Below are 20284 nucleotides of genomic sequence, written 5' to 3'. Positions count from 1 at the left end.
CCTCAGCTGCAGGTAACGCGAATCTCGAAGGGTTTGGTCACCATCACCGGCGGTAGCGCTGCCGTCACCCCGGTAGCGCTACCGCTGATGGTGTACGTGTTGCCGTCCTTGGACGCGGTGGCCTGACCGCCCGACATGCCCTGCTGGTAGCCGAGGATGACGCCATTGACGTTGCCGAGGATCACCGAGTGCACGGTCGCGGCGTCGGGTGTCAGGACGACCGCCACGCCCGAAACCTTCTGTCCGATGGCGATGTTGAAGTTTCCGACGGCGTTGGTACAGACCACATTGCCGGTGATGTTCTGCCGCACCCCGTCGACGGTCACCTCGGCTTGGCCCGGTGGCGGATTGCCCGTCGCCGGTTGAGTGGGCGAGGCCGTCGTGGTGGATGCCGACGAGGACGTGGACTTGGTGGTGGTGCTACTGCTGGTCGAGCTCGTCGTCTCCGACGGCGGCTTCTCGGAACTGCAGCCCGCGGCCCCCACGATGACTGCCATGCCCACCACACCGATCGCAACCTGTTGCCTCATGGCGCCCCTCTTGTCGTCGCAAACCCTGCTTGACCACATCTACGCCGTTGAACCGGTCGCCGCATTTCTTTTCTCAGATGCGGCGACGACCGGCTCGTTCCCCCGAGGTCTATGGCGTCGGGTGGCTGGGGAGAAAGACGTCGTTGAAGGTGACCGTGCGCAGGTTCCGGGTGCGAACCACGTCGGCGAGCCGGTCGAAGACGTGGGTCACCGGGGCATGGTTGAGGTGGCCGAGGACGATGTTCTGCGGACGGAAATGCGTGTCGGCCATCTTCACGATGTAGTCCTCGGTGATGACCGTCGAATCGGCCAAGGACCCCGTCCACATCGTCGTGACGGTGTAGCCGAGGTCGGCGGCGACGGCCCGGACGGCAGCGTTGTGCCGGCCGTACGGCGGCCGCAGATACGGTCGCGCGTCGATGCCGTACGTGTTGGCCAGGAACGCATGATTGCGCTGAATCTGGTCGGCGATCTGCGCCGGCGACTGCGTGGTGAGGTCCGGATGCGACCAGGTGTGGTTGCCCAGCTGAATCTGGCCCGATTCGACCAGCGGCCGCAGCAGTGGCGCATTGTCGGTCCAGGACCGGTAGGTGCCGTTGACGAAGAACGTCAGCCTGATGCCGGTGTCCTTCGCGAACTGGGCGTACAGCCGCACGACGTTGCTGTCGACGCCGTCGTCGACGGTGAGGGCCAGCAGGTCGCCGTGGCCGGGCAGGACGCTCAGCACGCCGGTCCCGGGCAGTGCGACGCGGGCCGCGGCCGGTGGTGGTGGCAGCAGCGCCGGTTTTGTTGTCGCGGCTGCGCGCAGCAGTTCCCGCGGGTGCGGCGAGGCCGCGGCGTGGGGCGCCGTCAAGGCGGTGGCCAGCGCCGTTCGCGCCACCTCGATGGTCGCCACGGCAGGCGGGATGGTGATGGCTGCGCCGAGGCCGGCCAAGAAGGCTCTTCGGTTCAGCACGGACACGGCCCGGAAAGTATCAGCAATTCCTGGCAATCGCTGAAGGGGCGCCTGCGATCAGTCGAGGCAGAACTCGTTGCCCTCCACGTCCTGCATGACGATGCACGACTCGTTGATGTCGTCGGCGGGAAGCAGCCGCACCCGGACCGCGCCGAGCGCGACCAGCCGCTCGCACTCCGCCTCGAGCGCTGCGAGGCGTTCCTCCCCGGCCAGCCCGGTGGCCACCCGCACATCCAGGTGCACCCGGTTCTTCACCGTCTTGCCTTCGGGAACGCGCTGAAAGAACAGTCGCGGGCCGACCCCTGCGGGATCGACGCACGCGAACTTCGAACCTCGGTGTTCGGGTGGCAGCGCGCGATCGAAGTCGTCCCACGTTGCGAATCCCGGCGGCGGCGCCGGGACGACGTACCCCAGCACGTCGCACCAGAACCGCGCCACGCGCTCGGGTACCGCGCAGTCGAACGTGACCTGAAACTTCTTGACATCAGTCATTATTCGCCTCAGCGGTTCAGCTTACGAAGGCCGGCGACGGTGTCGGCCAAGGTGATTCGCGGATCGCGGTAGGTGACACCGAGTTCGCGCTCGCTCGGGGTGTCATCCGAGTCGGGCATCTGGGTGTAGTACTGCATCGCCGCTTCGGTGAACGGTGTCTGGAACGGCAGCAATGGTCCCAGCCGATCGAGCACCTGGCCGGCCATCCGCAGCACCGTGTCGGGAATCGGAACGGAGAGCATGGTCTTATCGCCGACTTCGCTCAACAGCCGGGCCAGCTCGTCCACCGGAATGCGATGGCCGCCCGCCATGTAGCGGCGGGGTCCCTTGCCCGGCTCCAGCAATGCCGCGTGGAGATCGGCCAGATCCCGACCGTCGACCACCGTCCACGCCGCGCTGCGACCCGGAATCGCCCCGAGTTGAAGTGCCTGCGCCACGCCTTCGCCGGCCTCGCCGAACTGGTTGCCGACCGGCGGACCCATGACCATGCCGGGATAGGTGATGTTCACCGGCGCCCCGGCGTCCTGCATCCCGCGGGCGTAGATCTCGACCTGGGCTTTGGACCGCCCGTAGCCGTCCGTACCGCCGAACACCGGAAGGTCGGCCTCGAGCTTCTCCACATCGGGATTGAACAGCGCGGTGATGCTCGATACGTGGATGATCGGATCGAGGCCCAGTTCCACGGCGCCGCCCAGCACGTTGCGCGCACCGTCCATGTTGGTGCTCAGCATCTGCGCCGCCTGGTTCGGATCGGTGGCGACCAGCGCCGCGGCGTGCAGCACGGCGTCGCACCCGTCCAGCGCGCGCAGCACCGAGTCACGATCGGTGATGTCGCCGACCACATGGTCAGAGACGTCGACGCCCAATTGGGCCACACTGGTCTGCAACCGAGCCGCGTTGCGCACCAGGAACCGGACCGAATGTCCCTTGTCCGCAATGGCTTTCGCACTCCAACCACCGACGAACCCGGTCCCGCCCGTGACCAGCACCCGCATGACGCCTACCCCCTCCGAAGTGAACTGCCGCTGCCCAGACGCTAGTACCTGCCATCACGCCGCAGGGTGGATCCGCGCGATGTAGACATCGCGTCTGACGATGCGTGGTGCTTCGGGCCCGGTGGTACGTGGTATTTGACCGTCGTCAGGCGCCACAACCGTAGGCTGCCGCTGTGCACATCGACGTGATGACAGTTCCGCAGCCCTTCGCTCAGATGGGCGCACTCGCCCAGCGCGCCCAAGCCGCCGGATTCTCCGGTCTTCTCCTGACCGAGACCGGCCGGACCGCATATCTGAGCGCGGCGGTCGCGTCCCAGGCCGCGCCCGGACTCGAACTTTCCACCGGTGTCGCGGTCGCGTTTCCGCGCAGCCCCTTTGTCACGGCGGCCTCGGCGTGGGAGCTGCAGGAAGCCACCGGCGGCAAGTTCAGGCTCGGTCTCGGTACCCAGGTGCGGACGCATGTGGTGCGGCGCTACGGCATGCCCTTCGAACAGCCGGGCCCGCGGCTGCGCGACTACGTGCGCGCCGTGAAGGCGTGTTTCACGGCCTTCCGGACCGGCAAGCTCGACCATCACGGCGATTTCTACGACCTGGACTTCATCACGCCGCAGTGGAGCCCGGGACCCATCGATGCGCCCGATCCCAAGGTCGACATCGCCGCGGTGAATCCGTGGATGCTGCGCATGGCCGGCGAGGTCGCCGACGGCGTGCACATCCACCCACTCGGCGAGCCGGGTTACGTCGCCCGCCACGTGCTGCCCAATGTGGCTGCCGGAGCCGAGAAGGCGGGCCGCTCCCCCGCCGATATCGACACGATCATCCCGGCCATGACGATTGTCGGCGACACCGACGAAGAACGCCACAACGAACGTGAATTCGTCCGCGCCAGCATGAGCTTCTACGGCAGTACCCCCAACTACGCGTTCATCTGGGACGAAGCCGGTTTCGAAGGCACCACCGCGCGCCTGCGGGAGAAGCAGAAGGCCGGCGATATGGCAGGCATGATGGCGCAGATCACCGACGACCACATCGCCGCCTTCGCCACCGAATCCACCTGGGATGACCTGGCGGACAAGCTGATTGCCAAGTACGAGGGTGTCGCTACGCGCGTCGTTCTCTACAACGCCCTCGGCGGGACCGACCGGTTCGAACGGTACGGCGAGATCGCCCGGCAGTTATCGGCGCGCTAGCGCCGGCTAGCCCTGCACCGTCGGGCGGATGGTGATGTCGCCGATTTCGACGTCGTGCGGCTGCTCCATGGCGAACGCAATCGCACGTGCGACCGCCTCCGGGGGCAGGCCGAAGTCATCCATCTTGCGGCGAATCTGGTCGCGAAAGGCGGGATCGTCGATCGCGGCATCGAGCTCGGTGCGGACAAAGCCTGGAGATATCGACGTCGTTCGTACGACGCCACTCGTCGACTCCTGCCGCAGACCTTCCATCAGGGTTCGCACCGCGTTCTTGGTGGCGGCGTAAACCGCCTGCCCCGGAACGATTTTCAGCCCTGCCGTCGACACCGTCGTGATGAAATGCCCGGCACCCTGCTGCTGGAATACAGGTAGCGCCGCGGCGATGCCGTGGAGCACGCCGCGCAGGTTCACGTCGATCATCTCCGACCAGCCGTCGGTGTCCAGCGCGGCGACGGGTCCGATCTTGCCGATCCCCGCATTGCTCACCAACACATCCAGCCGGCCGAACTCGTCCACCGCGCGAGCCACCAGGGCGTCCACGTCGGCACGCAGTGTCACATCGGTCGTGCACGTGACGACCCGCCCGCCGGCGGCGCGAATCTCGCCGCCGAGATCGTCGAGCCGGGCGCCCCGGCGGGCACCGAGAACCACCGCCGAGCCACGTTCGGCGAGCAGCCGGGCTGTTGCTTCGCCGATGCCACTGCTGGCACCCGTGATGGCGACGACTTTCCCTGCGATACCGGTCATCTCAGCCCTGTCTACGCGCCGTGTCCGGGGTTGAGATCCTTCACGTCGTCGAAGAACACCGGGCGGCTCGCGGCGCCGGAGGCACCGCCGGCGACAGGTGCCAGCAGATGCCCCACATGGTCGCCCATGTCGAACCTCGCGATGATCTCACCGACGAACCAGGCCAGCGCCGAATCGAGTACCGGAGTGCCTTCCGGCCCGACGTGCCAGTCGCATCGCTCGAATTTGTCGACGGCATCACCCGTCTCACCGCCGAACAGTTCGGCCACCTCCAACTGCTCGCGCGGCAGCAGATGCACCGCGAGATGGGTTGCCGTCCGTGCGATCGAGGTCGTGCGATTCTCCGTGGACAGCCCGACGAGAAACCTCGGCGGATCGATGCTCGCCTGCGTGGCGAAACCGACGAGGCATCCGCCGGACTCGCCGTCGGCCTGCACGGTGACAACGAACATCGGGTAGTCGAGCACGTCGACGAAATCGTCAAATGCGGTGTCTGGTTTCATCACCGGTCCTGGCCTCGGGTTTTGGGATACCGGAGTTGGGGTAGCCACTGCTCATTCTTGCAAACCGTCAACGGGCCCCGTCGATGGTCGATACCGGAAGAAGGCCGATGTCGGGAGAAAACGGACGGTGCCGTGAAGGTGCTGCTCAAGCCATATGCGGAAGGACCGATGACGCTACCCCGAATGCAGCCCGACCAACGCGACATTGCCGAGGCCCGAGACATCGTCGGCGCCGTGGCATCGGCGTTCTCACATCACGTCGTGGGCCAGGAGCACCTGCGTGAAACGATGCTCCTTGCGCTGCTCGGTGGTGGTCACCTGCTGATCGAGAGCGTGCCCGGTCTTGCGAAGACCACCGCGGCGCGCGTCCTGGCGGCGTCGGTCGGTGGCAGCTTCCGTCGCATTCAGTGCACGCCGGATCTGTTGCCCAGCGACATCATCGGCACGCAGATCTTCGAGGCCGACACCAACTCGTTCACCACCCAGCTGGGCCCGGTGCACGCCAACATCGTGTTGCTCGACGAGGTCAACCGCTCGAGCGCCAAGACGCAGAGCGCCATGCTCGAGGCGATGGAGGAACGTCAGACCACCATCGCCGGCGTCGAATACCCGCTACCCGAGCCATTTCTCGTCATCGCCACCCAGAACCCCGTCGACCAGGAAGGCACCTATCCCCTGTCGGAGGCCCAGACAGACCGGTTCATGCTGAAGGAGCTCGTGCACTACCCGTCGATCACCGACGAGATCGAGATCATCGACCGCATGGACGCCGGGAGATACGACCGAGCCCGTCACCCGGCCCCGGTGGTATCGCTCGACGACGTGCGCCGCGTGCAGGAGATCGTCCGCGCGGTCCACCTGGATCGTGCGCTCGTCGCGTACGCCAGCCGACTTGTCGACGTCACGCGCAGCCCCGCCCAACACCTACCGTCGCACCTCGCCCGACTCATCGAATACGGCGCGAGCCCCCGCGCAACCATCGCCTTCTGTCGGTCCGCACGCGCACTCGCCGTCATCCACGACCGCGGACACGTTGTGCCCGAGGATATTTCGATGCTCGCACACCGTGTACTGCGGCATCGACTGATTCTCGGCTTCGAAGCCGCGAGTGCTCGCATCACGCCTGACGCAGTGGTCGACGCGGTGCTGCAGACGGTCCCGGTGCCGTGAGGCCGACATGGGGAAACACCTCGACGCCGCGAAAATTCACATCGGCCGCGACCCGGGCAGTCTGCTGGAAGGCGGCCGCTACGCGCTGATTCACACCCGGAGCCTCGAGTTCGACGAACTTCGCCCCTACGTTCCGGGCGACGACGTCCGGGACATCGATTGGAAGGCGAGTTCGCGCTCCGGCCACACCCTGATCAAGCAGTTCGTGTCCGAGAAGCACCACAAGATCGTGGTGGTCGCCGACGCCGGCCGAAATGCGTCGGCGCTCGCGCCATCGGGAGAGCTCAAGAAGGACATCACCATGCACGTCATCGGTGCGATCGGGCTCATGACGTTGCGCCGATCCGACGAGATCGGCCTGGTCACGGGAGACCGCCGGGGTTGTATCGACACCCGACTGCGCCGTGGCGAGACGCACATCGAGCGGATGCTGCACCACTACCTTCAGTTGACGGGCGAATCACCCGCCCGCAGCGACCTGCTGGTCCAACTCCGCTGGCTTGCCACGCATTACCGCCACCGGCTGCTGGTGTTCATCGTGTCCGACGAGCCCGAGATCAGTGACGCGTTGCGAGACGTGCTGCGCTCACTGACCGCCCGGCACGACGTGCTGTGGGCGTTGGTGACCGACATGCCGCCAGTCGACTCCGGCACCGGCCGCAGCTACGACACCGCCGACGGGCAGTTCCTCTTACCGCCGTCCGCACTCGACCGCGCCGTCACCGAGGCGTACCGGCGATCGGAAGACGAACGGCGCCAGAGTCTTTCGGAGTTTCTGACCGTGTCCGGCGTACCACATGCGCGCATCGGTGCGAGCGCCCACATCAAATCTGCGTTGACGGCGATGACGGGGGTCTACGCACGTGCCAGATGACGATCTGCTGCGCTACGTGATCGGCCCCGAGCCCTATTCGGGGTGGTGTCCGTGGGCCTCGGCCGCGCTGATCCTCTGTGTAATCGCCTGGTACGCCTGGCTGTTCCTGGCGACGTCGGCGTCACGCCGGATCGGTGACGTCCGGTTGGTCCGCGTCGTACGGGACGAGCTGATCAAGCTGCGCGCGGTCCGGGACATTCGCGGCATCGCCCGGCGCCATCGGTCGGGCGACCTCTCGGCGCCGGCGGCCGGGGCGGCGCTGAGCCGGGAACTCCGCCGGTTCCTGCATGCGGCTACGGGGCTTCGGGTGCAGTACATGCACGTCGGTTCCATCGCGGCCGGCCCGGCGGGCGCCGCCGCACCGCTGCTGTCCGAACTCGTTGACGTGCAATTCAATCCATACTCGACCGTCGATGTCGACGAGGCCTGTGCAACGGCCGAAGGACTGGTCATGCGATGGAGTTGACCTGGCCGATTGCCGCGATCATCGGATGCGTCGCGCTGGCGGCGTGCGTGGCGTTCGCGGTGCTGTGGCCCCACCGCCACCGCCCCGGCGACGTGAGACCGCTCGCCAACACCGGCCGCCTGAGGCGGCTTCCCGAATATCGCCGGGCACAGCGCCGGAACACGATCTCGGTGTGGTCCGCTGTCGCGCTGCTCGCGGTGAGCTTCGGCGCCGCACTGGTGGCCACGGCGCGACCGACCGGGCTGCCGACGCTGGACCGCCGGTCCGAAGCCGCTGCGCCGCAAGACATCATGGTCTGTGTCGGCGCCCCGGTCTCTGACGCCCCCGTGACCGCGACGCTGCAGTACTTCGCCGACGCCGCTCGTAGGTTCAGTACGGAGCGGATCGGGCTGACGTCTGCCAATCGCCGTGTCGTCCCGTTGACTCGGGACTACCAGTACGTTGCCGCGGAGTTCACCGCCTATGGTCGTCAGATCAAGCGAAGCGACGCCAGACCTTTTGTCGCGCCGGTGCGTTACGCCGGATATACCCCGAACATCGGCGACCTGCTCGCGCTGTGCATGACCGGCTTCCCACCGGCCGCCAAGGATTCGGCAACGCGCCGGTCGCTCATCTACGTCGGGCCAGAGGCTTCCAGCGGCGAGGCCGGCCGGTTGTTCGACGGCGCCGCACTTCGAGACCTGGCAACCAGCAGCAAGATTCAGGTAAACGCACTCATCATCGGTGACGGCGCGGGCACGGTCTCCGAGCTCGTACACAACACCGGCGGCAGATCACACCCGGCCACCGACATCGGAGCGTCGTTGCGTGACATCACCCGCCATCCGCCTCCGGCGAATCGGACGAACGTTGCCGCCAAACCGGTAGAGACACCGGATGCCGCACTCCTGGTGGCGCTGCTCGCAGCGGGCGGCGCCGCATGGTGGCGACGCCGGAGCACCGAACACGCCGGGTGGCGGACGTGGCGCTGGGCCGGATTCGGCATGGCCGCGCTGCTGTTGATTGCTGCGGCCACGCGTCCCACGATCGGCGCGACAGCGCCACCGCCCCAGACCGCAGGCGCGCTCGAGCCGAATGTCTTCCTGGTCCTCGACCGTTCGTCGAACATGGCGGCACCAGGTCCCGACGGCCGCTCACGCGCCGCCGAGGCGAGCGCCGACATCGCACAACTGGTCGACCGCTATCCGACCGCCCGGTTCGCCGTAGTCGGATTCGCTTCCGGCCCGGCACTGGAGTGGCCGCTGTCAGCCGATGCGTGGAGTCTGAAACCGGTCGTGACGACGCCCGTCACGTATCAGACACCGGAACTGTCGCATGTCGACGCCGGCGCGGCCAGTACCGTGCTGCGCTATCAGCTGCTCAGCGCGGTCCAGCAATACCCCGACGCCAAGAACCTCGTCTACTACCTCGGCGCCGGAACATCGGAATCCGCTACTCCGCAAAGGGAATTCGACCTGCCGGAAGGTGTGGTCGCCGGCGGGGCGGTGATCGGGTACGGCGACGACGCGGCCCCCACGCTGCGGACCGTGGCCCAGCAGGTCGGGGTGCCGTACGTGCAGCGGGGCGAGGCAGGGCTGCCGGACACGGCGCTCACCGACGTCGCCCGCCCCGTCCCACAGGCCGCCGGCTCCGCGTACCGCGGGACGGAACTCTATTGGGTGCTCTCGGGGCTCGCCGCCGCGCTGCTTCTCGTCGAGCTGTTCCTGACGTTGCGGGAAGCCGCCCGCACCCGACTGGACCGGGTACGGCCATGACAACCGACCGACGCAGGCTGCGTCGCCGACTGCTCCTGGGCTCGGCACCGATCGTCGCGGCTGTGCTGATCCTCGCCGCGAAGCTGGGATCCGTCGCTGTCGTCGGCGACTCGGCGGTCACCGACTATGCGAACCGCGATACCGCCGCGTTGTCCGACGACGTCGCAATCCTGCGTCAGTTCAACGTGATCGAGCCGAACCGGACGTCGTACGCCGGCGGGAGTCTCGCGGTGCTGCAGCACCGGCTGCACGATGCCGACCGCGAATTCGGCCGCGCACTGGCGCAGACCGCGGCCGACCAGTCGTGCCCGGTCCGCGTCAACCTCGAGCTGATTCGGGAAACCCTCGGCGACCAAGCCGCCGCATCGGGCGACCGCGACGCCGCCGTACGGCAGTACACCGCGGCCAGAGATGCCGTCACGCATGCGCCCACCAACTGTTTCGCGGGCAACGCCGATGCCGACACCCAGCGTCGCCGGATCCGCGCCGAGGCCCTGCCCCGGCTGGACGCCAAGCTCGCGGAGACCGGCCCGCCGCCGACCGCGCCGCCGCCACCGCCTCCCCCGGCACCACCACCGCCGCCACCCGGGTCCGGAGACGCCACGTCGACACTGCCGCCACCCCTGCCGCCGCCTGACGGCGCCGACCCCTTGCAAGGGCTGCAACAGATCCTGCGCGACGCCGCACGGTGACGGCAGCAGGTGTGCCTGCGGTGACGTCCGGGTATGCACCTTCAGTGAGTGACACCGCCCTGTTGATCATCGACATGTTCAACGACTACCGGCACGAGGACGGCGACGAACTCGCGGCGAACGTCGCCGACATTCTCGATCCGTTGCACCGGCTGCTGACAGCGGCCCGAGCACACGAAGGCGTGGACGTCGTGTACGTCAACGACAATCACGAAGACTTCAGCGTCGGCGGCGAGGGCATCGTCGACGCCGCGTTGTCCGGGCGCCACCCCGAGCTCGTCAAGCCGCTGGTGCCGGCGGACGGCAGCACCTTCCTGACCAAAGTGCGGCACAGCGTCTTCTATGCCACCGCGCTCGACTACCTCCTGCGGCAACGTGGCGTGACCACGCTGATCCTGACGGGGCAGGTCACCGAACAGTGCATTCTCTACAGCGCCCTCGACGGGTACCTGCGGCACTACGACGTCATCGTCCCACCGGACGCGGTCGCGCACATCGACCCGGAACTCGGCGACGCGGCCCTGAAGATGATGCAGCGCAACATGGCCGCCCAGATCGTCGAATCCACGCGGTGTCTGCCGTGACGCTTCGAGCGCGCGTGTACCGACGGTGACACCGGGTATGGGCTGTGTGTGAATACGACACCACCACCAACCCCCATGGACACCGTGGCCGAAGTGGCCGCTCGTCTGCGCGTGGATTCGATTCGATCCAGCACCAGCGCAGGCTCCGGTCATCCCACGTCGAGCATGTCGGCCGCGGATCTCGTCGCCGTCCTGATCAGCCGCCACCTGCGGTATGACTGGCGCGATCCGGCCGCCGTCACCAACGACCACCTCATCTTCTCGAAGGGTCACGCGTCGCCGCTGCTGTATTCGGCCTTCGCGGCCGTCGGTGCGATCACCGACGAAGAGTTGATCGACGGCTACCGCCGGTTCGGGCAACGCCTGCAAGGTCATCCCACACCGGTATTGCCGTGGGTGGACGTGGCGACCGGTTCACTCGGCCAGGGCCTGCCGGACGGCGTCGGACTCGCGCTGGCCGGGAAATACCTCGACGGCCTGCCCTACCGGGTCTGGGTGCTGTGCGGCGACAGCGAGATGGCCGAAGGCTCCATGTGGGAAGCACTCGACAAAGCGTCCTACTACAAGCTCGACAACCTGGTCGCCCTCATCGACGTGAACAGGCTGGGACAGCGGGGCCCGACCGACCTCGGCTGGAACGTCGCGGCCTACGAGCGGCGCTGTCAGGCTTTCGGCGCCCGGACCGTCGTCATCGACGGCCACGACCTCACCGCGATCGACGACGCGATGGCCGGCGTGGCCGCTCCGGACGCCGTGGACCGGCCCACGGTGATCATCGCCAAAACCATCAAGGGCAAGGGATTCTCGGAGGTGGAGGACAGCCCGGACTGGCACGGCAAACCGTTGCCCGAAGACATGGCCGAACGGGCGATCGCGGAACTCGGCGGCCGGCGCCGACTGATCGTGCGCGGCCTCGAACCGCCGACGCCCGCGCCGGCCGAGCAATGGGACACCGTCGAAGCCGTGGACCTCCCCGGTTACCAACTCGGTGCCGACATCGCCACGCGCAAGGCGTACGGCGACGCGCTGGTGTCGGTCGGCAGCCGCAACCGTCACGTGGTCGCACTCGACGGCGAGGTCGGAAATTCCACCCACGCGGGCGAATTCGCGCGAGCATTCCCCGACCGCTACTTCGAGATGTTCATCGCCGAACAGCAGATGGTGGCCGCGGCCACCGGCCTGAGCGTCCGCGGATACATCCCGTTCGCCTCCACGTTCGCCGCATTTCTGACGCGCGCCTACGACTTCATTCGAATGGGCGCGATCTCAGATGCGAACGTGAAACTTGTCGGTTCCCATGCGGGTGTCGAGATCGGGGCGGACGGCCCGTCACAGATGGCACTTGAGGACCTGGCGATGATGTGCGCCGTCCACGACGCCGTCGTGCTGTACCCGAGTGATGCCACCAGCACGGCCGCCCTGGTGCAGTCGATGGCCGAGACCCCGGGAATCTGTTACCTGCGCACCACGCGCGGCGCCTACCCGGTGCTGTACGACGCCACCGAGGAGTTCCCGGTGGGCGGTGCCAAGCTCTTGCGCGCATCCGATCACGATGACGTCACCCTGATCGGCGCCGGCGTGACGGTGCACGAATGCCTCAGCGCTGCAGAGCAACTCGCCAGCGAGAACATCACCGCGCGGGTCATCGACTGCTACTCGATCAAGCCGATGGACACCGCCACCGTCGCCGCGGCTGTCGGCGCCACCGGTGGACGCGTTGTCGTCGCCGAGGACCACCACCCCGAGGGCGGTCTCGGATCGGCGGTGCTCGACGCCCTCGTCGCGCACGATCGTGCCGATATTCGCCTCGCGCATCTGGCAGTCCGCGGGATGCCCGGGTCCGGCACGGCACGCGAGCTGCTTGCCTGGGCGGGTATCGACGCGGACCACATCCAGGAGGCCGCGACGATGTTGATCGCCAAGAGCGTCGTCGACAGCACGCCGCGCTGAAGTTCGGACTTGCGACAATGGGACGCATGGTCGAGCAGAGCCTGTGGATGCAGAAAGTCGAAGCCGATCCCGGCCACTCGCAGTGGTACATCGAACGCTTCCGGACGCTCGCCCGCGCCGGCGAGGATCTCGTCGGCGAAGCCCGCCTGATCGACGCGATGGCATCGCGCGGCGCGCGGATCCTCGACGCCGGCTGTGGCCCCGGTCGGATCGGCGGTTACCTCGCCGCGGCCGGGCACGACGTGGTCGGGGTGGATGTCGATCCCGCTCTCATCGCGGCCGCCGAAGAGGATCACCCCGGGCCGCGCTGGCTGGTGGGCGACCTCGCCGAACTCGACCTGCCGGCCCGCGGTATTCCGGAGCCGTTCGACCTGATCGTGTCGGCCGGCAACGTCATGACGTTCGTCGCCCCCAGCACGCGCGTGCAAGTGCTCTCCCGACTCCGCGCCCACCTGGCCGACGACGGCCGCGTGGTGATCGGGTTCGGCGCCGGCCGCGACTACGAGTTCGGTCAGTTCTTCCAGGACGCCAGCCAGGCCGGCCTCACCCCGGATCTGCTGCTGTCCACCTGGGATCTGCGGGTGTTCACCGACAAATCCGACTTCCTGGTCGCAGTCCTCATCCCGATCGCGCCCCGGTAGCGTGACACCGGTGAACTTCTCCCGCGTGTCCTCCTCCGTTGCCCTGACCGCCTGCGCCGCATCTCTCGCCGTCGCCCTCACCGCGTGTGGCTCCGACGAAAAGCCGGCGGCGGCGACCACGACCCAGGCACCGTTGGTGACCACCACCCCGAGCCCGGTGACCGCCCTCGACAACTCCACGACCGCAGCTGCGCGCACCTGCCCGACGGCAGAAGGACAGGGCGGATCGCCCGAGTGGACGCTCAACGGCGCCACCGGCAGCGTTGCCGTGACCGGATCCACCGATACCGCGGCCCCGGTCGTCACCGTCAAGGGCCCGTTCAGCGTGAACCAGACGCAGGTGCAGACGCTGAAGGCCGGCACCGGACCCGTCGTCCCCGAAACCGCGACCGTCTCCGTCTGCTACGCGGGCTTCAACGGCCGTGACGGATCGAAGTTCGACAGCGCCTACGACCGCGGCGCGCCGGCCACCTTCTCGCTCCTGCGCGTGGTGCCCGGTTTCCAGAAGGCCATCTCCGGACAGAAGGTCGGCTCCACCGTCGCCGTCGCGATGACGTCGGCCGACGGCTACCCCGACGGCCAGCCGAGCGCGGGCATCGAGAAGGGTGACTCGCTGGTCTTCGCGATCAAGATCCTCGACGTGTCGAACTGACCGTCATGCTGCGGCGGTGCGGCGAACCTGTTATCAAGAACTTGGTTCATCGTTACCGCGAAACACCGTCGAGCAAAGGTGGCCCCGACCTCAACTGACGCCACAATGGAAGCGTTGGAGTGCCGCGCTGGGGAGGACAGCGCAGCATGTCAGTTGGTCGCCGCTGCCGCGACGGGAGGATATATGCGCAGCTCAGTCGGCACCGTCACCGTCGTCATGGTCGCGGTTCTGACCGCAGGATGTGGTAGCACCACGGGCACGGCCGTGCCGGTGACCACGCCGCCGATGGTGGCCCGGCCTCTGGTCGAACGGGAACTGGACGGTCTGCTGCTCAGCCCCGAACAGGTCAACGCGACCATGGGGTCTGCGGCCATGACGGTGCTCAGCGCCCAGGCCACCATGTCGGACAACAGCGCCACGATGGCGCCACCCGAGTGTCTGGTCATCGACGGCGCCGCCGAAGCGGCGGCGTACGCCAACAGCGGCTTCTGGGCCGAGCGTGAGCAGAGCATGAACGACGGGGACAAGTTCACCCACTATCTGAAGCAGGCTGTCGTGCTGTTCCCGACGCAGGACAAGGCGCAGGAGTTCTTCAACGTGTCAGCGCAGCTGTGGCCGGCGTGCAAGCAGTACACGCACACGCAGAGTCAGTCGCAGTGGTCCGTCGGGCCGATCACCAACGCGCACGACACCCTCAGCGTCGTCTCGACAGAACAAGACGCGGCCGCACCCGGTTGGGCGTGCGGCCGCGCCTTGGCACACAAGAACAACGTCATCATCGACATCAACACGTGCAGTCCCGATCCGGCGGACACGGCGGTCCAGATTGCCAACCAGATCGGCACCAACGTCGCGGCACGATGGTGACGGCGGCGGCTACCCGCCGTTGGTGACGGGGTTCGACGTCAGCGGGATGAAGCCGTCGTTGATCCAGACGCCCCACCGGCCACCCCATGCCGAGGTCCACACGACGGGCTGACCGTCCCAGACCTCAGCCGGCTTCTTCGGGGCCCACGGCGGGACCTCCTCGCCCAGCCCGGGCGCCGGTGGCGGCGGCTGCGCGGCGGCCAGCGGCACACCGAAGCCGAGCGCGGCCGCGGCGAGCGACCCCGCGACGGCGGCGGCAGACAAGGTCTTCTTGATCGAGGTCATGCACATGCTCCCCTGCGTAGACTGCGATTACTTAGCGTATGTAATCACATTACGCCGTCGAGTCAGTGCGATGGGGTGGGCGCGAATCCGGCGGCCGGCGGCGGCGCGCCGGGCGCACCCGGTGCCGGCGTGGCCGGAGCGTCGTAGTACCCGGGCGGCGGCGGGCCGTTCAGCGGGTAGTAGCCGGGAGGCAGCGCCGGTCCACCGGTCTTGGGTCCGGTGTCGACGATCGGGTTCGACGACGCCGGATCGGTCAGCGAGATGAACCCTGGTGGCAGTTTGGGCGCAGGGCCGGCACCCGCCGGAGCCCCGGATCCGCCATCCTCGGGCACCATGGTCAGCTCTGCCAGCGGATTTCCACTGTGGAACGTGTGCCAAAGGTCCCGGATGTAGCCGAATTGACCTGGTGTGTTCCCCGCACCGTACTGCGGGTTCTCGATCTCGGGGACCGTCGGAGCGCCGATCGGCGGCGCGGCCACCGGGCCGCCGGGACCGCTCGCAGGCTCCACGACGGGCTGGCCCGGAGGAGGTGTCGTCGGTGTGGCCGGGTCCGCCGCAGCCGGACCGGCCGCCGCGAGCGCACCGGCCAGCAGCATGCCGCCGACGATCACCGGCGGTCGAAAACGCTGTCGCTCGGTCTTCAAAATGCTCGTCTGTCCTTTCACCGGCGTCCGTAACGGGTCAGGCTATCGCGTGTACCGGCCTCCGTCATCTCGTTCGGGCCTGAAAAGCCCGGTACGCCGACCTGATTTCGTCGACCCGCGCCGCAGCGATCCCCCACGGTTTCTCGACGCCGACGCGCTCATCGAGGTCCCACAGCACGCAATTCTCACGGGGACCGGCGACCTTTTCCCAGGCGATGACCGTCCGCCGGAGTTGTTCGTGCATCGGCTCCGACACCGCACCGGCGGGTGCCCCGCCTTCCGGATGATGGTGCAGGAACTGGCCGTAGGCGGCGTCGCAGAACGCCGAATACCTTGCGGTGCAGAGAATCAGGCCGTGCCAGGCTTCATCGACGGCGTGCGACGGCATACCGATCACCTGACCGTCGCGCATGGCCGCCCCGCAGCACCGCAACCACTGTCGCAGGCCCTCCGTCACGAGATCCCGTGGCTGCCAAGGGCACGTCTTGTACACCGCGTCTGGCAATTCGAGATCCGCCACCGCGGCGTTCATCTGGTCCAGCGGCCCCTGACGCGTGAATCGCACCCTGCAACTCTAGGTCGGGACTGTCGCCACCGTGGCCCGTCGCCGGGCTTCCCAGCGCCGCAGCGCCACCCGGCACGGCTCCTCGAGCAACGCGTAACTCACCGCGGCCACCGCGAAGCCGAACGTCGTCGTCAGGACCATCACCACCGGCAGCGCGCCGGGGAACGTCGTCTGCCCGAGCATGGCGAGCACCATGTCCAATGCGGCGAGATGCCACAGGAACAGTCCGTACGACCACCGGCCGAGCGTCACCATCGGGGCACCGGCCAGCACGCGATGCCGGCCGTCCGGGGTGTCCAGGACCAGCGGCGCCAGCAGCGCCCCGGCGATCACGGCGCCCAGCGCGGTCCGCACGATGAACTGTCCGAGGGTGGCGTGGTGGTGTGCCCCGGGCATCGCCAGCGGCGAAGCCGCGACCAGGAACGCGACGACCGCCACGAGCATCAGGATCGAACGCTGCCGCGCCAACCGGTGCAGCCAGCCGTACGGCCGGAACATCCACTCTGCCAACAACATCCCGACGGCGAACCACGACGCGTACGCCGGTAGCCAATTCAGCGGATTGGCTCCGTGATACGCCGGGATCGGCAGATAGCCCCAGCCGAAACTGAGCAGCGCCACGCCCGTGATGACCGGGACCCGCAGCCGCAGCGACAGTTTCGCGACCAGGAGCGCCAGCAGGGGCACCACGAGATAGAAGGCCATCTCGACCGACAGGCTCCACATCTGGGTGAGCCCGGCGATCAGCGTCTTGGGAACGAAGACCTGGGTCAGCGTCAGGTTCGCGATCCACACCGTGCGGTCCGCACTGCGGGCATCCGGCAACAGGGTCAGGACCGTGACCACCGTCAGCAGGTACGCGGGCATGATGCGGACCAACCGGGAGCGGTAGTAGGGCGCCACCTCGGGTTCGGCCCGCAGCCCGTGCGCCGCGGCGGCGTGACCGCGCCACAGCAGGAAACCCGACAACGCGAAGAACACGGCGACCGACAGGTCGAAGCGGGCCAGCAACCGACCGACGACACCGTCGGTGTAGCCCGTCTGCAATGCCACATGCGTGAGCACGACACCCAATGCGGCCGCCGCCCGCAGCCCCTCGACCGCAGGCAGGAACCCTCGGGTCCCGCTGACGGGCTCGGGGGCAGGGGCGGTCATGCGCCCAGTGTGCCCGAGAAGTGCGCTCAGCTACCGAAAAGCCCGGCATCGACGACCCGGATGACCGGTGCGCCGTCCTCGTCGGACGCGGCCAGGTCGACTTCCACGTCGATACCCCAGTCGCGATCGTGGGCCGGGTCGTCCAGGATCTGACGGACGCGCCACACGCCGGGCGCCCGGTCGAAGATCAACATCGCGGGCCCGCGGGCATCGGCCCCGGTGCCGATGTCCTCGTGCTCGGAGAAGTACTGCTCTCCCACCGCTTCCCAGCGCTGCGCGGTCCACCCCGATCCGGAATCCAAGGCCCCGAGTTCCTCCCAGCGGCGCCGGGCCCACAGCTCCACGCGCCGGAACAGCGCGTTGCGGACCATCGCGGTGAATGCCCTCTCGTTGCCGGTCAGCGGCCGCACCGGCGCCATCACCGCGACCTCGTCGACCTGATCGGCGCTCGTCAACTGCTCCCATTCGTCGAGCAGGCTCGAATCGACCTGGCGCACAAGCTCGCCCAGCCACTCGACGATGTCGGTGAGCTCGTCGGTGCGGGCGGCCGCCGGCACGCCGGAGCGCAGCGCCTTGAAGGCATCCGACAGGTAGCGCAGCACCGCGCCCTCGGTGCGGGTCAGGCCGTAGGCGCTGACGTACTCCTTGAACGTCAGTCCCTGCTCCCACATCTCGCGCACGACGGACTTCGGCGCCGGGTGCCCGTCGGCCGCCCACGGGTTGCTCCGGCAATACACCTCGAAGCAGTGCGTCAGCAGATCGTCGAGCGGACGCGGGTAGGTGATGTCGTCGAGCAGTTCGATGCGTTCGTCGTACTCGATGCCCTCGGCCTTCATCGCCGCGACGGCCTCGCCCCGGGCCTTCTTCAATTGCGCCGCAAGGATCTGGCGCGGGTCCTCGAGGGTCGCCTCGATCACCGAAACCACATCGCGCGCAAAGGTATCCGAATCCGGGTCGAGCAGTTCGACAGCGGCGAGCGCGAACGTCGACAGCGGCTGGTTGAGGGCGAAATCCGGCGGCAGGTCGACCGTGAGGCGGTACCGGCGCCCATCCGGTTCCGGTTCGGCCAGACGTTCCAGCACCCCGGCCTGCAGTAGTGAACGAGCAATACCGACCGCCTCGCGGATGTGCCGCAGCTGCCGTTTCCGTGGTTCGTGGTTCTCGCTGAGCAACCGGCGCATGGCCAGGCAGGGATCACCGGGACGGTCGACGACGTCGAGGATCATCGCCGTCGACACCCGCATGTTGCTCGTGAGCGCCTCGGGTGCGGCCTCGACGAGCCGCTTCATGGTGTTCTCACCCCACGGCACCATGCCCTCGGGAGCTTTGCGGCGCACCAGCTTCCGCCGCTTCTTCGGATCGTCGGCGACCTTGGCGAACTGCTTGAGGTTCTCGACCTCGTGCTCGGGAGCCTGCACGACGACGGTGCCCGCGGTGTCGTAGCCGGCCCGTCCGGCGCGGCCGGCGATCTGGTGGAACTCGCGGGCGTTGAGCAGCCGGGTTCGGGTGCCGTCGTACTTCGACAGCGCCGAGAAGACGACGGTGCGGATCGGCACGTTGATGCCCACGCCGAGAGTGTCGGTGCCGCAGATAACCTTCAGCAGCCCGGCCTGGGCGAGCTGTTCCACCAGGCGCCGGTACTTGGGCAGCATGCCGGCGTGGTGCACGCCGATGCCGTGCCGAACCAGCCGCGACAGCGTCGAGCCGAACGCCGTCGTGAAGCGAAAGCCGCCGATGTGGTCGGCGATTGCGACCTTCTCCTCCTTGGTGCTCACGTTGACGCTCATCAGCGCCTGCGCCCGCTCAAGCGCGGCGGCCTGGGTGAAATGCACGACGTAGATCGGCGACTGCTTGGTCTGCAGCAGGTCGGCGATGGTCTCGTGCATGGCGGTCGTCGCATAGCTGTAGAACAGCGGCACGGGGCGTTCGGCGCCGGCAACCAGTGCCGTCGGCCGGCCGGTACGCCGGGTGAGGTCCTCGCGAAGGACGGTCACGTCGCCGAGCGTCGCCGACATCAACAGGAACTGGGCCTTGGGCAATTCGAGCAGCGGCACCTGCCACGCCCAGCCGCGGTCGGGGTCGCCGTAGAAATGGAACTCGTCCATCACCACCAGCCCGATGTCCGCCTCGGCGCCTTCCCGCAGCGCGATGTTCGCGAGGATCTCGGCGGTGCACGCGATGATCGGCGCCCCTGCGTTCACCGCCGCGTCGCCCGTGAGCATGCCCACATTCGCGGCGCCGAAGACGTCACACAATGCGAAGAACTTCTCGCTGACCAATGCCTTGATCGGCGCGGTGTAGTAACTGCGGCGGTTCGCGGCGAGGGCGAAATACACCGCACCCGTGGCCACCAGCGACTTGCCGGAACCGGTCGGCGTCGCCAGCACGACGTTGGCGCCGCTGACCAGTTCGATCAGGGCCTCCTCCTGCGCGGGGTACAGCGCGGTCCCCGACGCCTCGGCCCACTCGGCGAACGATGCCAGCAGTTCGTCGGGGTCAGCGCCCGCCGCGCGCAGCGCGGACAGGTCGGCGGGGTCGTCCAAGAGGGATATGCGGGGTGCCATCGTGGACAC

At 67.9% G+C, this 20284-nt stretch carries 22 protein-coding genes; 11 read left to right on the top strand and 11 right to left on the bottom strand.

The window, feature by feature from the left end; all coding sequences use genetic code 11:
• Positions 1-2: 2 nt before the first annotated feature.
• From BR47_RS0105440 to BR47_RS0105425, 4 genes are all read right to left on the bottom strand, one after another.
• Positions 3-530 carry a lipoprotein LpqH gene (locus BR47_RS0105440; protein ID WP_029118838.1) on the bottom strand — a complete coding sequence of 176 codons (528 nt, stop codon included), beginning with the start codon at positions 528-530 and terminating at the stop codon, positions 3-5.
• Positions 531-639: 109 nt separating this feature from the next.
• The gene (locus tag BR47_RS29775; protein WP_036426724.1) at positions 640-1491 is read right to left on the bottom strand and encodes a polysaccharide deacetylase family protein; all 852 of its coding nucleotides are present in this window, start codon (positions 1489-1491) and stop codon (positions 640-642) included.
• 51 nt (positions 1492-1542) lie between these two features.
• The gene (locus tag BR47_RS0105430; RefSeq protein WP_020100280.1) at positions 1543-1977 is read right to left on the bottom strand and encodes a VOC family protein; all 435 of its coding nucleotides are present in this window, start codon (positions 1975-1977) and stop codon (positions 1543-1545) included.
• 8 nt (positions 1978-1985) lie between these two features.
• Complete coding sequence (locus BR47_RS0105425; protein WP_020100279.1) at positions 1986-2972, bottom strand: NAD-dependent epimerase/dehydratase family protein; 987 nt, start codon at positions 2970-2972, stop codon at positions 1986-1988.
• Between the two features lie 173 nt (positions 2973-3145).
• Here BR47_RS0105425 and BR47_RS0105420 point away from each other — a divergent pair, with 173 nt between their 5' ends.
• Complete coding sequence (locus BR47_RS0105420; RefSeq protein WP_020100278.1) at positions 3146-4162, top strand: TIGR03617 family F420-dependent LLM class oxidoreductase; 1017 nt, start codon at positions 3146-3148, stop codon at positions 4160-4162.
• A gap of 6 nt (positions 4163-4168) precedes the next feature.
• On the opposite strand, the gene BR47_RS0105415 is transcribed toward BR47_RS0105420, so the two are convergent.
• Positions 4169-4909 carry an SDR family oxidoreductase gene (locus BR47_RS0105415; protein WP_020100277.1) on the bottom strand — a complete coding sequence of 247 codons (741 nt, stop codon included), beginning with the start codon at positions 4907-4909 and terminating at the stop codon, positions 4169-4171.
• A gap of 11 nt (positions 4910-4920) precedes the next feature.
• The gene (locus BR47_RS0105410) at positions 4921-5415 is read right to left on the bottom strand and encodes a flavin reductase family protein (protein ID WP_502685697.1); all 495 of its coding nucleotides are present in this window, start codon (positions 5413-5415) and stop codon (positions 4921-4923) included.
• Between the two features lie 165 nt (positions 5416-5580).
• Here BR47_RS0105410 and BR47_RS0105405 point away from each other — a divergent pair, with 165 nt between their 5' ends.
• The 10 genes from BR47_RS0105405 (at position 5581) to BR47_RS0105355 (ending at position 15062) form a co-directional block, all read left to right on the top strand.
• On the top strand, positions 5581-6582 hold the full coding sequence (locus BR47_RS0105405; RefSeq protein WP_029104944.1) for an AAA family ATPase: 1002 nt from the start codon (positions 5581-5583) through the stop codon (positions 6580-6582).
• Between the two features lie 7 nt (positions 6583-6589).
• A complete protein-coding gene (locus tag BR47_RS0105400; RefSeq protein WP_020100274.1) occupies positions 6590-7456 on the top strand; it encodes a DUF58 domain-containing protein in 867 nt (288 codons plus the stop codon).
• Positions 7446-7922 carry a hypothetical protein gene (locus BR47_RS0105395; RefSeq protein WP_020100273.1) on the top strand — a complete coding sequence of 159 codons (477 nt, stop codon included), beginning with the start codon at positions 7446-7448 and terminating at the stop codon, positions 7920-7922. The genes BR47_RS0105400 and BR47_RS0105395 overlap by 11 nt, the downstream gene beginning before the upstream one ends.
• The gene (locus BR47_RS33460; RefSeq protein ID WP_177127331.1) at positions 7913-9676 is read left to right on the top strand and encodes a VWA domain-containing protein; all 1764 of its coding nucleotides are present in this window, start codon (positions 7913-7915) and stop codon (positions 9674-9676) included. The genes BR47_RS0105395 and BR47_RS33460 overlap by 10 nt, the downstream gene beginning before the upstream one ends.
• Positions 9673-10368, top strand: coding sequence for a hypothetical protein (locus BR47_RS0105380; protein ID WP_029118837.1), 696 nt, complete (start codon positions 9673-9675; stop codon positions 10366-10368). Before BR47_RS33460 ends, BR47_RS0105380 begins: the two co-directional genes overlap by 4 nt.
• Positions 10369-10412: 44 nt before the next feature.
• The gene (locus BR47_RS0105375; protein ID WP_020100270.1) at positions 10413-10952 is read left to right on the top strand and encodes a cysteine hydrolase family protein; all 540 of its coding nucleotides are present in this window, start codon (positions 10413-10415) and stop codon (positions 10950-10952) included.
• A 93-nt stretch (positions 10953-11045) separates the two neighbouring features.
• Positions 11046-12902: a transketolase gene (locus BR47_RS0105370; RefSeq protein WP_231506659.1), complete on the top strand. Its 1857-nt coding sequence runs from the start codon at positions 11046-11048 to the stop codon at positions 12900-12902.
• 26 nt (positions 12903-12928) lie between these two features.
• Positions 12929-13543, top strand: coding sequence for a class I SAM-dependent methyltransferase (locus tag BR47_RS0105365; RefSeq protein WP_029118835.1), 615 nt, complete (start codon positions 12929-12931; stop codon positions 13541-13543).
• Positions 13544-13553: 10 nt separating this feature from the next.
• Positions 13554-14195: an FKBP-type peptidyl-prolyl cis-trans isomerase gene (locus tag BR47_RS0105360; RefSeq protein ID WP_029118834.1), complete on the top strand. Its 642-nt coding sequence runs from the start codon at positions 13554-13556 to the stop codon at positions 14193-14195.
• A 183-nt stretch (positions 14196-14378) separates the two neighbouring features.
• Entirely contained in the window at positions 14379-15062 is a 684-nt protein-coding gene (locus BR47_RS0105355) for a sensor domain-containing protein (RefSeq protein WP_029118833.1), read from the top strand.
• Positions 15063-15071: 9 nt separating this feature from the next.
• Here BR47_RS0105355 and BR47_RS0105350 read toward each other — a convergent pair whose 3' ends face one another.
• The 5 genes from BR47_RS0105350 to BR47_RS0105330 all read right to left on the bottom strand — a co-directional run bounded on the left by BR47_RS0105350 (position 15072) and on the right by BR47_RS0105330 (position 20275).
• Complete coding sequence (locus BR47_RS0105350; protein WP_020100265.1) at positions 15072-15347, bottom strand: hypothetical protein; 276 nt, start codon at positions 15345-15347, stop codon at positions 15072-15074.
• Between the two features lie 62 nt (positions 15348-15409).
• Positions 15410-15991, bottom strand: coding sequence for a hypothetical protein (locus BR47_RS29760; RefSeq protein ID WP_231387972.1), 582 nt, complete (start codon positions 15989-15991; stop codon positions 15410-15412).
• A gap of 64 nt (positions 15992-16055) precedes the next feature.
• The gene (locus tag BR47_RS0105340) at positions 16056-16556 is read right to left on the bottom strand and encodes a UCP032817 domain-containing protein (RefSeq protein WP_029118832.1); all 501 of its coding nucleotides are present in this window, start codon (positions 16554-16556) and stop codon (positions 16056-16058) included.
• Between the two features lie 9 nt (positions 16557-16565).
• Positions 16566-17711, bottom strand: coding sequence for an acyltransferase family protein (locus BR47_RS0105335; protein WP_020100262.1), 1146 nt, complete (start codon positions 17709-17711; stop codon positions 16566-16568).
• A 26-nt stretch (positions 17712-17737) separates the two neighbouring features.
• A complete protein-coding gene (locus tag BR47_RS0105330; RefSeq protein ID WP_036426722.1) occupies positions 17738-20275 on the bottom strand; it encodes a DEAD/DEAH box helicase in 2538 nt (845 codons plus the stop codon).
• Positions 20276-20284: the final 9 nt, after the last annotated feature.

This window comes from Mycobacterium sp. UNC410CL29Cvi84 (genome assembly GCF_000686745.1).
Taxonomy (GTDB): Bacteria; Actinomycetota; Actinomycetes; order Mycobacteriales; family Mycobacteriaceae; genus Mycobacterium; species Mycobacterium mucogenicum_B.
Note: the sequence above shows the minus strand (reverse complement) of the source record. Positions and strands in the feature narration are given on the sequence as shown.

What these genes read in the sequence shown, in the direction of transcription:
- BR47_RS0105430 (WP_020100280.1), bottom strand. Translation starts at nt 1,977, where the DNA reads ATGACTGATGTCAAGAAGTTTCAGGTCACGTTCGACTGCGCGGTACCC.
- BR47_RS0105415 (WP_020100277.1), bottom strand. Translation starts at nt 4,909, where the DNA reads ATGACCGGTATCGCAGGGAAAGTCGTCGCCATCACGGGTGCCAGCAGT.
- BR47_RS0105330 (WP_036426722.1), bottom strand. Translation starts at nt 20,275, where the DNA reads ATGGCACCCCGCATATCCCTCTTGGACGACCCCGCCGACCTGTCCGCG.
- BR47_RS0105440 (WP_029118838.1), bottom strand. Translation starts at nt 530, where the DNA reads ATGAGGCAACAGGTTGCGATCGGTGTGGTGGGCATGGCAGTCATCGTG.
- BR47_RS0105425 (WP_020100279.1), bottom strand. Translation starts at nt 2,972, where the DNA reads ATGCGGGTGCTGGTCACGGGCGGGACCGGGTTCGTCGGTGGTTGGAGT.
- BR47_RS33460 (WP_177127331.1), top strand. Translation starts at nt 7,913, where the DNA reads ATGGAGTTGACCTGGCCGATTGCCGCGATCATCGGATGCGTCGCGCTG.
- BR47_RS0105365 (WP_029118835.1), top strand. Translation starts at nt 12,929, where the DNA reads ATGGTCGAGCAGAGCCTGTGGATGCAGAAAGTCGAAGCCGATCCCGGC.
- BR47_RS0105350 (WP_020100265.1), bottom strand. Translation starts at nt 15,347, where the DNA reads ATGACCTCGATCAAGAAGACCTTGTCTGCCGCCGCCGTCGCGGGGTCG.
- BR47_RS0105335 (WP_020100262.1), bottom strand. Translation starts at nt 17,711, where the DNA reads ATGACCGCCCCTGCCCCCGAGCCCGTCAGCGGGACCCGAGGGTTCCTG.
- BR47_RS0105380 (WP_029118837.1), top strand. Translation starts at nt 9,673, where the DNA reads ATGACAACCGACCGACGCAGGCTGCGTCGCCGACTGCTCCTGGGCTCG.
- BR47_RS0105355 (WP_029118833.1), top strand. Translation starts at nt 14,379, where the DNA reads ATGCGCAGCTCAGTCGGCACCGTCACCGTCGTCATGGTCGCGGTTCTG.
- BR47_RS0105405 (WP_029104944.1), top strand. Translation starts at nt 5,581, where the DNA reads ATGACGCTACCCCGAATGCAGCCCGACCAACGCGACATTGCCGAGGCC.
- BR47_RS0105400 (WP_020100274.1), top strand. Translation starts at nt 6,590, where the DNA reads ATGGGGAAACACCTCGACGCCGCGAAAATTCACATCGGCCGCGACCCG.